The 13,261-nt window shown below is 40.9% G+C and carries 8 protein-coding genes and 1 pseudogene; all 9 read right to left on the reverse strand.

All coding sequences use genetic code 11. The features are described 5' to 3' along the window. Positions 1-196, reverse strand: a pseudogene (locus tag HMPREF2628_RS10025) (hypothetical protein); the annotation flags it as partial. Further along, positions 196-639, reverse strand: a complete 444-nt coding sequence (locus tag HMPREF2628_RS10030; protein WP_070843072.1) for a hypothetical protein — start codon at positions 637-639, stop codon at positions 196-198. The gene HMPREF2628_RS10030 and the pseudogene HMPREF2628_RS10025, both read right to left, overlap by 1 nt. 174 nt (positions 640-813) lie before the next feature. After that, positions 814-2,364: a ClC family H(+)/Cl(-) exchange transporter gene (locus HMPREF2628_RS10035; RefSeq protein ID WP_070843073.1), complete on the reverse strand. Its 1,551-nt coding sequence runs from the start codon at positions 2,362-2,364 to the stop codon at positions 814-816. Between the two features lie 16 nt (positions 2,365-2,380). Beyond that, a complete protein-coding gene (locus HMPREF2628_RS10040) occupies positions 2,381-3,160 on the reverse strand; it encodes a ribonuclease HII (RefSeq protein ID WP_049510708.1) in 780 nt (259 codons plus the stop codon). Beyond that, the gene (gene ylqF / locus HMPREF2628_RS10045; RefSeq protein WP_070843074.1) at positions 3,147-3,998 is read right to left on the reverse strand and encodes a ribosome biogenesis GTPase YlqF; all 852 of its coding nucleotides are present in this window, start codon (positions 3,996-3,998) and stop codon (positions 3,147-3,149) included. The genes HMPREF2628_RS10040 and ylqF overlap by 14 nt, the downstream gene beginning before the upstream one ends. 188 nt (positions 3,999-4,186) lie before the next feature. Continuing rightward, positions 4,187-5,365 (reverse strand): hypothetical protein, encoded by a 1,179-nt coding sequence (locus tag HMPREF2628_RS10050; RefSeq protein WP_070843075.1) that lies wholly within the window; start codon positions 5,363-5,365, stop codon positions 4,187-4,189. A gap of 17 nt (positions 5,366-5,382) precedes the next feature. Next, on the reverse strand, positions 5,383-9,033 hold the full coding sequence (gene addA, locus HMPREF2628_RS10055; RefSeq protein WP_070843076.1) for a helicase-exonuclease AddAB subunit AddA: 3,651 nt from the start codon (positions 9,031-9,033) through the stop codon (positions 5,383-5,385). Continuing rightward, positions 9,030-12,305, reverse strand: coding sequence for an ATP-dependent nuclease subunit B (gene rexB, locus HMPREF2628_RS10060; protein ID WP_070843095.1), 3,276 nt, complete (start codon positions 12,303-12,305; stop codon positions 9,030-9,032). Before rexB ends, addA begins: the two co-directional genes overlap by 4 nt. A 129-nt stretch (positions 12,306-12,434) precedes the next feature. Continuing rightward, the gene (locus tag HMPREF2628_RS10065; RefSeq protein WP_070843077.1) at positions 12,435-13,106 is read right to left on the reverse strand and encodes a CPBP family intramembrane glutamic endopeptidase; all 672 of its coding nucleotides are present in this window, start codon (positions 13,104-13,106) and stop codon (positions 12,435-12,437) included. Positions 13,107-13,261: the final 155 nt, after the last annotated feature.

The raw sequence follows: 13,261 nt of genomic DNA on the forward strand, positions 1-13,261 counted from the left end.
ACTTAGTGGCAACAACACGGAATTCTTGACCATCAGAAGTGGTTATGGTGTTGGTTTCATCCGAAAATAACTTATCATCTGTTTTGGATACAGCCTTCTTTTCAACTTCCCTTTCAGCATACTCAGAATTTACACTATAAACATTTTTCCCTTGATTTAATTCATTAAGTTGTTTATCAGTATAAGTGAAAACCACTACTGTTCTCCTTTTTCTTTATCCGAATAATATATAGTAACTAAAGATGTTGTTTTCCCTTTATGAGAATTCAATATTTCCCACTGGTCATTTATTTCTTTATTTGTTTTTCCATTAACAAAACCATTATAATTTTCAACTTCATTTAAAGAGTGGCCTACACGATATTTTATTTTTACTTTATCTGAAAATAGAATATTTACATCACAAGACCAGTCGCCCGGAGGGGTTGTATATTCTGGATTGGAAATTTTGATTTCTTCTATCCCTTCATATGAATTCTTTAAGGCATTTACCAAACTAACTTCATACTCCCTATTCCGACGCTCTTCTTGAGACTTCCCTAACATAGAAAACATAAAAAAACCTCCTGCTGTGATAATTGCGATTGACAAAAATATTAGTAACCTTTTATGACTCTTTTTGATGCAAGAATTATTCATTTAAGCTGTTCTCCTTTTTCTTATTATACTATAACCTAGAATAATTTAATCATTTTTTATAATATATTATAATATTTCTAACAAGAAAAAACCGACCTCATTGCTGAGAATCGGTTTTCTAGTGTATTTAATTAAGAAATTCGTTTTAACATAACATAAATTATGTAAAAAATTCTACAATAACAAATCTTTGACTTTCCCAATTTCACTTTTTGGAATAACTAGGTGAATCATATCTCCGAGATACATTCTGGTTGAGCCGTTAACTGTTTGGCTCTTGCCATTATGGACTTGGGTGGTGATGAGTACGTTATGTGGTAAGTTGAGTTCGTGAACTTGTTTTCCTGCTATTTTATCTGAAACAGGGATTTCAATGAGAGTGACTTCTCCTTCATCTGTCGCTTCTTCTGGCAGCATTTTTTCCAACATAGCCTCATAGACTGGTGCACCCTTGAGTAGATCCATGATGATGTAAGCAACCAAGGTGACTAATCCAAGTGGCATGAGGTTTCGAATATCTCCTACCATTTCGGTTACCAGAATCATAGCAGTTAAAGGAGCCTTGGATATTGCTCCAAAATAGCCACTCATTCCTAGAATGACAAATATAGGGAATTGCTGCTGACTTACAAGTCCAAGATTGACACAAATGACACCAACTAGAGCTCCAAGTAAGGAGCCAAGCGCTAAAATTGGTAGGAAAATTCCTCCTGGAAGGCCACTTCCATAACTAATCATGCTCCAAACAAAGCGAATCAAAAAGTACGCTAATAGAACTTGAAAACTAAAATCTTGCTTAGTCAAGGAAAGAACCAGCTGATTTCCACCACCAAGGATTTGTGGTAAGAAGATTCCGACTGGGATGATGAGAATGAAAGCCAGAATTGGATAATAAGCTCTATCCAAACGGATTTTTTGACCAAGCCAGTCATAAACTCTACCAACATTGAGCACAGCTTTCTCATAGATAAAACCAGATAGTCCAAGAAAAACTCCCATAAGGAGGTAAATCCAATACTGGTCTAGGGTCATGAGTGGGATGTTGTCTGGCATGTCCAGTACGGGTGTTAAGCCAAATATGAGTAGTGAGACAAAGTTTGCTACGAGACTAGCTGCGAGAGTAGATACCCAGAAAAAGCGTGAAAAATGGTGATAAACTTCTTCTACCACAAAGAGAAGTCCTGCAATAGGAGCATTAAAGGCTGCGGCTAATCCTGCTGCAGCTCCACTTGCAATAAGGGAACGTTCCTCAACTGGACTGGATTTGAGCCACTTAGCAATTCCTTTACCGCCGACAGCTCCAAGTTGAATACTTGGTCCTTCACGCCCCAGCATGAGTCCACTGGCAATTGCAAGAATTCCTAGAACATATTTTTTCCAAAGAACGCCCCACCAGTTGAGGGTCATGAGTCCCTTTAATTCAGCTTCGACTTGAGGAATTCCTGAGCCTTTGATATCTTTTTCTGACCGTGTTAATTTCGCACTGAGCCAACAAACTATTAAATAAAATAGACCAATGATAAAAAGATTGCGCACTAGGTGCGCTTGATCTTGATAAAGTCCTTGTATCAGGTGGAAGCCTTTTTCGATTAAAAACCGAAAAGATCCAACGATAATTCCAACAACGAGACCAACAATGATTCCTCGTCCAACTTGGGATAATATAGTACTTGAGGCAAAGGCAAATTCTTTCTTGGAGCTGAGTGTTTCTGACTGTTCCTCCATAATCATTCCTTCTAACTTAACTTTCTTTTTCTCCCAAAACCAGTGATTTAACGGGTTCAAAGCTGGTTCGGTGAATTGGGGTAACTCCTAGTTTTGTGAGGCCTTCCAGGTGTTTAACTGTTCCATATCCTGCATTAGCAGTAAAGTCATAGCCAGGGAACTGCTGATCGTATTCCTTCATCAATTCATCACGTGTCACCTTGGCTATTATAGAAGCTGCTGCAATGGAGAGGGAATTAGCATCACCTTTGATGATGGAGGTTTGTGAAATGGGTAATTCCAGTTTCATGGCATCTATCAAAAGGTGCTCAGGTTGAGGACTGAGCTGGGAAATTGCTTCCTGCATGGCCAGTTTGGTTGCTTCATAGATATTGACTTGGTCGACGACCTGATTATCCATGATACCAATTCCGATTGACAAGGCTTGGTCCTGAACGGCTTGGAAAATCTCCAGATGTTTCTTTTTAGGAATTTTCTTGCTGTCGTTGAGACCTTTGATTTTACAATTTTGAGGTAAAATAACAGCTGCAGCGACTACAGGCCCAGCCAGAGGTCCACGACCAACCTCGTCAACACCAGCAATTAAGGTCAATCCTTGCTTGTTCAATTCTTTTTCATAGGAAAGCATGGATTCCAAACGAAAATCTTCATCCAATTCTGCCTGAATGGTTTTTTTACGCTTGCTGATTTCCTTTTGAACTCCAGAGCGATTATCCTTTTCAAGCTCTAAAAAAATAGGACTATCAAGGTCCTTGACAGTAGCAAGGAGTTCTTTGATTTCTTTAATCGTCGCCATCGAGGTCTTCCAATGTATCTAAGGTATAGTTACCGAGTTTGCCATCACGGACTTCCTTCACGAAGAGACTGTAAAAGCGGTCATAGTCGTCACGGAAACCGAGAGCACGGGTCATATCCATAATAATAACAGGTGCTTCTTCCTCAATTTTCATCTGTTTGAAGCGTTCAGCCAGCTTTTCTGGATAATGTTCTTTGAAATAATTGAGGCCAAAAATAGTTACCTCGTCCATAGGAAGCAACTGGTCTTTAATAGCTCCCGTTAAGGCTAACTTAAGCGCAACAGTTTCATCTTCAAACTTAGGCCAAAGAATCCCTGGCGTATCTAAGATTTCTAAGTCTTTGTTGGTTTTGAGCCATTGTTGACCTTTGGTCACACCAGGCTTGTTGCCGACAACAGCAATTTTCTTACCAGCCAAACGATTCATAAGCGTTGATTTTCCAGCGTTTGGAATCCCAATAATCATGGTACGCAAGGTTTCAATCTTGATTCCACGTTCCTTTTGCCGAGCAATCTTATCTGCCATGAGTTTTTTAGCGGCATCTGTTACAACTTTTACAGTCACTTGCTCTTTGGAGTTGATAGCTAGCGTCTGAATTCCTTGTGATTCAAAATACTGGCGCCATTCCTTGGTCATTGCTGGGTCAGCCAAGTCCGCCTTATTTAAAATCAAGAGTTTTGGTTTATCACCAACGATTTTGGTCAACATAGGGTTTTGACTAGATAGAGGTAAGCGTGCATCCACCAAAATCGTTACAAAATCAACAAATTTTAAATTTTCCTGCACCTGTCGACGAGCTTTAGACATGTGACCAGGAAACCATTGAATAGTGCCCATAATATATCTCCTTCGGATTGAAAAAACTGTAAAAACGTTTTCTTTCTTATCCTCTATTCTATCATAAATTATTCTTTTTTGCACAAGCTTTTATTTGTAATAGCTACTTTTTAAAGGAAGACTGATTTCAACCCCACTTGATTTGTATATTAACCTTATATAAAATTCTATATCTTATATATTTAGTTTTATATGAGTATTCGAGATAAAAATGGGACTATACAATTTGTCAAAATTCCTTCTATCCAGCTTTCCTGTGCTGAGGATAGAATGTCTGTCTGGAGGCTTTCTTTTAGAAAATCTCGAACTTGTTCTGGTGCGATTTCAAACTCAAAGGCTTTCATTTTATAGAAAAAGTCGAGCAGATGGTCTGACAGATATTCAGTTGAAAATGGCACTTCTCCAATTTTTCGATATTCTAATAAGAGCCTAGAAAATCGAGCTTTTTCTTCAGGAAGCTCACGAAAATAGGAATTGAGGAGCCAGGTCTGCTTCTGCTTTCTTTCAATTGGATCCTGAATAGCAATTCGTTGGTCTTTTTCCAACTCTTTTTGGTATTGTTTGGCCTTGACAGCCCGTTCTGTACGATTTTTACCAAAAAGTATTTTCTCCCACTTGCGTTCTTCTTGGGTTAAGGTTTCTGTAAAGCCAAAGTAGTCTTGATAGGCACGCTCTGCTGGTCCCATGGCTAGTACCAGATTGTCTGCATATTGCTTAGCAATTTTATCCCTCTTCTTGCGCTCTTTCTCTGCCTGGATACGGAGTTCCTGTTCGTAGTCAATTTTCTCCTTGCCTAGCTTGACAAGGTAGAGTTGGTCATCTGGTTTTCCAAGTAAAAAGGGTTTGATACACTTTTCAAGGACTTCTTCCATCCGAGCCTTCTTCTTGGGCTCTGCCTTGGTCCAACTTCCTCCTCGAAAGACTTCTAGGAAGAGCTGGTAGTCTCTTTCAGGTGAGAACTGATTGCCACGATTGGGTTTAAAAACACCTTTTTCCCAGAGCCACTTTAGAAGACGCTCGTCAAAGTCACTTTTATTGACCTTGATTTTTTCTTTTTTCTGGGCTTTTCTGGTCAGATTTTCGACCTTTCTGAGTAGTTTTTCTTCCTCTTCTAGTTGCTGGTCAAGGCTTAATCGATGAAAATGCCGAACACAGTCGCTACCGATCGGAAATAGGCGTTGACCGGTGACACCGTTAAAGAGTTCGTAAGCGTACTTGATGGCATTTCCACAGACACAATTGCTACGGCCAATACCATTAAAAATCAAGGAAACTTCATTCCATTCCTTGGTAGCTTGTTCCCAAGTATCAGCTTTTGAAGCCTGTAAAACCGCATCGTGCAGGGATTTTCTAACTGGAAGTGTCATGAGGTCTCCTTTCTAGATTATACTTTTACAACCTGAACCTCGTCTTTACCGAGTAAAATCAAGTATTTCTCAATATTTTCAATCGAATAGGCTCGAGATAAAGCCTCTCCATAAAGGGCTAACTGACCACGATAGCGATCAATGAGTTGACTTGGATTATCATAGCGGTCGGTCTTGTAGTCGAACAGAACGATTCTATCCTTATAAAGTAGATAGCCGTCTAAGATACCACGCACAACGAAGTCTTCCTGACTCTTTTGGTCTTTTTTGAGCATAGAAAAGGGTTGCTCGCGGTAGAGATAGTCGGTATTGGCGAGAATTTCCTGACCGAGTGCTGTGTCAAAGAATGCAAGAATTTTCGCAAGATTAATCTTGTCTCTGACAGCTGGGTTGGTTTGAACTTGTTTGAGAGTTTCTGTCAGGCTAGCAAGCGTTGGTCGCTGGCTGAGGTCAATTCTCTGCATGAGTTCGTGGGTAGCACTACCAATCTCAGCTCCTGTTACCTTTTCTTTGGTTGAAAAATCTGGCAAATCAAAGCTGATTTTCTTGTCTACTGACTGGCCTTGACCTACAATCTCGACACCTTCCATATCCATAACTGGTTCGTAGAACTTCTTGATTTGACTTGGGGTTTGAACACTAGGAAGTTCAATGGCTGCACGGTGAAGAGTATTATAAACTTCCACCTCTTTCAGCATTTCAAGGGCTTCTTTGATGGTTTCTGACTGACGGTTATCTGCTTGGGAGCTATCTTGGAGAGGACTTTTGTTTTCCAACTCTCCGATAGATTCTCTAGTCAACTGGTCTTCACCAACAAAACGATAGCGAAAGTTGAGCTTATCCTTTGCAAACACTTTGCTGATAGCCCACATCCAATCTTGGAAATTCCTTGCTTGAAGTCTAGTGTTGCTGTTTAGTTTTCCATTTTTAGCTGGTGGGTATTCCTTGGCTTCCAGCTTTTCACGAGAACCCTTGCCGACAAGATAGAGTTTTTTTTCAGCCCGTGTCATAGCAACATACAGCAGACGCATCTGCTCTGAATAGCTTGCCAGCTGTAATTCCTCTTCGTTCTGCCTATAGGTCAAGCTAGGAATGGAGAGTTTGATGGTTTTAGGATAGTAGTCTTCTACTGCTCCTGTCTCCATCTTGGCAATGTATTTGACACCAAGACCATTCTGACGACTGAGAATGACTTCTGACATAGAGTCTTGCTTGTTGAAATCTTGATCCATGTTAAGGATGAAGACATAAGGAAACTCCAAACCTTTACTTTTGTGGATGGTCATGAGCTCTACTGCATCTTTTGGCGGTGCGACAGCCACGCTTGCCAAATCGTGCTGGGCTTCTAAGACTTGGTTAATCATACCAATAAAACGCGACAAGCCCTTGAAATTGCTCTTTTCAAATTGATCAGCACGCAGTGCTAGGGCATAGAGATTGGCCTGTCTAGCAGGACCATTTGGCAAAGCTCCTACATAATCATAATAAAATCGGTCATTGTAAATCTTCCAAATCAGGTCATAGAGGGAGTGGGTTTTGGCATACAAGCGCCAAGAGGCCAAGATATCCATGAATTGCTTTAGTTTCTCAGCTAAAGCTGTGTGGATCAATTTTTTCTGGCTTGTTGCCTGTTTTTGAACATTGACCAGTTTCTCATAGAGATTTTCTTGGACTTTATCCTCTGCTTTCTGAAGGGACAAACGTGCTAACTCATCCTCATCAAAACCAAACATTGGAGACTTCATAAGGGCAACCAAGGCGTAGTCTTGCAGGGGATTGTGAATGACACGAAGGGTGTCTAGCATGACTTGCACTTCTAGGGATTGGAGATAATTGTTCTGCTCTCCGTCAGTTTTGACAGGAATTCCATACTCAGACAGGGCGAGAAGAATCTGGTCATTACGACTGCGGCTGGAGGTCAGAAGGGCAATTTCTTTAAAGGCAACACCTTGTTCCTGATGAAGTTTAAGAATTTCCTTGATAACTAATCGCATTTCGCCTGTTAGTTTCGTTTCTGCCTGCCCCTCTTCTTCATCACTTGTGTCATCCTTATCGTAGAGGAGAATTTCTGCCTTGTTTTCTGGATTAGGAGTCAGTTTGGTATTGGCAAAAACAAGCTGGTGCATGTTATCATAGTTGATTTCGCCGACCTCTTGGTCCATGAGACGTTCAAAGACATCATTGGTTGCTGACAGCACTTCTGAACTACTTCGGAAATTTTCCTTGAGGAGAATGAGCTTGCCCTCTTTTGGATTTTGCGCATAGCGTTGGAATTTTTCATTGAAAATCTGTGGGTCTGCCTGACGGAAACGATAGATGGACTGCTTGATATCTCCTACCATAAAGCGATTGTGGCCATTAGACAGCAATTCCAGCATTCGTTCTTGAATATGGTTGGTATCCTGATACTCATCGACCATGACTTCATGGAAGCGCTCCTGATAAGCCTCACGAACTTGCGGGAAATTCTCTAAAATCTCAATGGTGTAATGGCTGATATCAGCGAATTCAAAAGCATTTTCCTGACGTTTACGCTGACGATAAGCTTCTACAAAATCACCCATGAAAGATTGGAAGGTCTTAGCTAGTTCCCAGGTATCTCTATGATAACGTTCTTGATAGTCAAGAATGGTTATCTGGTCTGACAGTTGTCCTAGTTTAGCAAACTGGGTCTTTCTCTCTTCGTTGTAGGCATCGGCCAGTAGCTTCAAATCAGCCTTACGACTGGCATTGGTCAGAGCTCGACCATTTTTCTCTTTCGAAATGGCGACAACACGCGCAAGCACTGCTTGATAAGACTGACTATCGGACTCTTGATTTAAGGAGCCAATTTCATCCAGAATCAACTGAACATTTTCTAAATAAGCAGCCTTTGGAAACTCCTTGGCATCATTATCCAAATGGTAACGGAAAAAGCTTTCCAAATCCCAAAGGGCTTGTTTGATTTGTTCAGTTAGTTTTTCTTTTTCACTGGTAAAATCAGCTTTTTCAAAGCCTTTGAGGAAAGATTCACTCAGCCATTTCTGAGGATTGCTGGTGGATTGGAGGAAGTCATAAATTTTGTAAACTTGCTGGCGCAGACCCCGTTCGTCCTTGCCACGCCCTGCAAAATTTTTCAGCAAATGACTAAAGGTCTCTTTCTGTTTCCCTTGATAATGGGCTTCAAAAACCTCATGAAAGATTTCGTTTTTTAGAAGAAGTTGCTCGCTTTGGTTTTGTAAAATACGGAAATTAGGCGCAATATCAAGCAGATAACCGTGTTTACCAAGGAATTTTTGTGTAAAAGAGTCCATGGTACCAATAGCCGCGTTGGGTAGGTCTGCCAACTGACGACCCAAGTGTTGTTTGAGGTCAACGTCATCGCTTTCTTGGATTTGTTGGCTGATTTTTTTCTCTAAACGTTCCTTAAGTTCAGTCGCAGCCTTGACGGTAAAGGTTGAGATAAAGAGTTGAGAAATTTCGACACCACGCGCCAATTGATCTAGAATGCGCTCTGCCATGACAAAGGTTTTACCAGAACCAGCCGACGCTGAGACAAGAATATTCTGACCAGAAGTGTAGATAGCTTCGATTTGCTCAGCAGTTTTCTTTTGTTCCTTGCTCGAATTTGCTTCTGCTTCTTGCAGTTTTTGAATTTCTTCCTCAGTTAAAAAGGGAATAGGCTTCATCGATTCAACTCCTCTCTTATTTTTTCAAACCAAGCTTGCTTGAGTTTTTCTCCGACCAGACGCTTGCCATAAGCTAGGTCCAACTTTTCTAGGAAACGGGCTTGGCCCAGATGGTAATTGGCTTCAAATCCAGTGATGGCTTGGTGTTGCTGAACATACGGTGCAATACTTCTGCCATTTTCGGTATAAGGATTAATGGCGAACTGGCCTGTTAAAATCTTCTCAGCTGCTTTCTTGTAAAGTTGGGCATTGTAGTCCAGCAGGAGCTGGAATTCCTCATCCGTCAGCTGATTAGCTTTGTTTTTGTTGTAAAATTCACCCAAATGACTGCTTTCTTTTTCTAAAAAGAGGCCTTGATATTTCATTGACTTGCTAGCTTCTACTACTGCACCTTCCAGACTTTTAACGGCCATCAGAGATTGGACAGGCTCAGCCATTTCCAAGTACATAGCACCGAAAAAGTTCTGCTCCCCTTCTCTTTTTAGGGCAGCTAGATAGGTTGGCAACTGGGAATTGAGCCCATTAAAGAAATGAGGAAACTGGAACTGAGTTAGACTAGACTTGTAGTCTACTACTCCTATCGCCCCATCAGCTTTCAAACGGTCAATGCGGTCAACCTTACCTCGTACAAAGACACTGCGACCACTGTCCAATTGAATAAAGGCTTGGTCTTTGCCGCCAAAATTCGCTTCCTCTTTGATGGTTTCGATGGCTGGATTGTGTCTGAGAATATGTCCAGTCGTCCGTGCAACATCAAGCAAAACTTCCTTGGTAAACTGGGCTTCCAAACTTTCTTGATAAATAGCTTCAAATTCGCGTTCTTGACTGGTTTCTTGGATAGCTTGTTCTAAACGTTGGTCAAAGGAGTCTTCATCAGGCAACTGCAAGGCACGTTCAAAAATACTGTGCAAGAAATTTCCGTGACTACGAGCATCAGGACGCAGACGTAATTCTTCTTGCAAGCCTAAAACGTAGCGAAGAAAATAACTGTATTCATTGCGATAAAACTCCGTCAAACCGGAGGTAGACAGGTAAAACTCCTGATCAGTAGGATAAAGAGCTTGTAGGGTATCCTTGGCTAAGGGCTTGCTACTCGGGCTGGTTGGGAGGGCTGGATTTTCCAGACCTTGCTGTTCTAGTTTTTTACCCATGACACGCGCCAGAATCTTAATAAAGGTCAAATCTTGCTCAGTCTCACTCATCTCGCCCTGCTGGTGATAGGCAACCAGACTAGACAAAAGACTGTGATAGGACCCAATATCCTCCTTAGACAGCCCTTTGTGATTTATCTTCTTCTCTTTCCTGCTAAATCCAAAATGGACCAGCTCTTGAAGATAGGCTGACTCCTTACTCTCACTTTCGTTAAAAAGGCTTGGAGCCGACAAAACCAACTGCTTACGGGCAGAATTGACTAAGGAAAGCATAGTATAGCGATTTTTCTTGAGGTTTTCACTGCTGGCAATCAGCAATTGAACGCCTTCTTCGGTCGTTTGATTTAAATTTTGTCTTTCTTCATCAGTTAAAAGGCTAGTATTTTGCGCAATTTTTGGTAAATTGTCCTGAGTCAGTCCAATGGCGTAGACAAAGTCAGCTGTCAGAGGGGCAATCAAATCATAACTCTGCACCAGAACGGTGTCCACTGTCGCTGGAATGGTACGGTATTGAGATAGACTCATACCGGAATGAAGCAAGGCTAAGAAGTCCTCCAGACTAACTTGTGAACCAGCAAAAACGGTCGCAAATTGTTCTAAAACATGACAGAAAGCCTTCCAAACTTCGGCTTGTCTTTCCTGTTCTACAGCCTCCATAGTGGCTGTCAAATCTTGCAACTGCTTGGTCACCGCTCCCTCTTTTAGAAAGACATTCCATTTTTGTAGGAGGTTTTCAGCCTTTTGTTTTCGACTGGCAAAGAGATTCTCAAGAGGTGATACAATCCGCAAACGAAGGACATTCAAACCTTCCAAATCAAATTTTCCATGGTGGGATTTGGTAAAAGTTTGCTGAAAGGCTGGCAAGCCATTGATACCAAGATAACGGATATATTGCTCAAATGCATCAATATCAGCCTGACTAAGGTCGGTATACAGACCTGTTCTAAGAAGGTTAATCAAGTCCTCCTGACGGAAACGATAGCGTTTCAAAGCCAAAATAGACTCAACAAACTGTGTCAAGGGATGGTGAGCCATGGATTCGCTTCTACCAAGATAGAAAGGAATCTGATACTGGTCAAAAATGGTTTTCAGCGATAACTGGTAAGAAGCTACATCGCCCAAGAGAATACGAAAATGCTTGTAGCTCAGGTCTGAGTTCTCATGCAATTTTTTACGAATGCTACGGGCTACTAGCTCCAACTCCTCCTTTTGCGTCAAGCAAGACCAGATTTGTAAGTTTTCACGGTCCTTCTCATCGACATCCAATGTTAATTCTGAAAAGTCATAAGAAGACTCCAGCAAACGAGATGCCTTATCAAAACTATCAATTTTTTCATGAGTTTGAGAACAGTCCTGAGCAGGCGTTTGGTATTTAGCAGCTAAATGATGGAAAAACTCCACACTGGCTTGATAGAGATTGCCTTCAGCGAATGGGCTAGTATAGGCTTTCTTACTAGCATAGGCTCCAATGACAATCTCAACACCCTTGCCATGAAGTAAGTCCACAATCCGCTCTTCTTCGGCAGAAAAACGGGTAAATCCATCAATAACCAAGGCGATTTGAGTAAAATCACTACTAACTTTGTTATTCTCAATAGCCTCAATCAAGTGGGACAACTGACTTCCCTGAGCCAACTGACCTTGATTGAGGTAAGCCGTTACCTTCTCAAAAATCAAGACTAAATCGGCCCTCTTGTCCTCATCCGTCAAACTTTCCAAGTCCAAAAAACTCATTTGAGCAGTCGTCATCTCGTGGTAAAGATCAATCAACTGCTGGATAAATTGAGGATCCTGTTTGATAGCTCCATAAACACGTAAATCCTTGGGATCGAGTGCCGCAAGACACTTATAAAAAGCCATCCCAAGACCAATATCATCAAGACTGGTCTTGGCAGGCAAGTCATTCAAGACCAGGTAACGAGCCATCTGTGCAAAGCGCGTGACGGTAATCGCAAAAGAAGCCTGCTGGGACAAGCATTCCAGCACGGCACGTTCCTTTTCAAAAGAAAGAGAGTTGGGAGCGATGTAGAAGACCCGCTTGCCAGCAGCAACTAGCTCTTCCGCCTCTCTGGTTAGAATTTCAGTCAAAGAAGTCCGAATATCAGTATAAAGTAATTTCATCTCTGCCTCGTTGGAATTTTTCATTACCTTTTATTATACCATGATTAGCCTGCCAAGTCTGAAAATAATCAGTTCTTGCTCACCTGTTGAAAAGAAAATGCCGGAAAGTTCCGACATTGTTTTAGTAAGCTAACTTCCTGAAAATAGGAGTAACCACACATTCCAGAAGGCTGTGATATTGATGAAAATATGAACTAGTATTGGATAGTAGAGATTTTTAGTCATGCGATACAATAGAGCCAAAATAAGCCCTCCGCTAGCATAAATGAAAAAAGCAAGAGGAGTTAAAGCAAAATTGATATGAATATAACCGAAAATAATAGCAGAAAGCAATACATCTCCGTACCAAGGCGAGTTTTTGAAAAAGGTTGTCATAAGCACACCGCGATAAATCAACTCCTCAGCAATAGGGCCGATGAAGCAAGCTATGAGCAAGAAATAGGGTAATTCCTGTCTCCCCATCATTTCTATCGTTTCATTCAAAGAAATTTGATTTGAAGACGAGGGTATGAAATAAGACAAGAAGAAGTCCGACATATACAAAGTGATGTAACCCAGTAAAAGGTAGATAAAATACCTCAGCTGCCACTTGAAATGAAAAGTCTTCTTTCCTGCAAAAACTACTAGATAGATGACTGCTGACAAAAGAACATCACTTTCCAGCAAAAGTAGAATCTGAAAAAATTCACGACTTGCTGGTAGATAAGGCTTTGCGAGGTGATTGAAAATTCCCCAAAACCAAGTTGATTTGTAAAAAATTAAGGATAATGCTAGTAAAATTTGAATAGCTCGTTTTTTCATATTAAATCCTCTATTTTACTGGACTAGTTTATTGAATATAATGGTTTACTTAACTGTATAACAAGTTTAGTATAGCATATATTGGCGAAATATCCTTTTCAAATCATGAATTGTTATCAAAACATCTTAAACTGTAAAATCAATTATCCCCAAGC

Origin of the sequence: Streptococcus sp. HMSC063B03, assembly GCF_001836965.1 — a bacterium.
GTDB classification, from domain to species: Bacteria; Bacillota; Bacilli; order Lactobacillales; family Streptococcaceae; genus Streptococcus; species Streptococcus pneumoniae_F.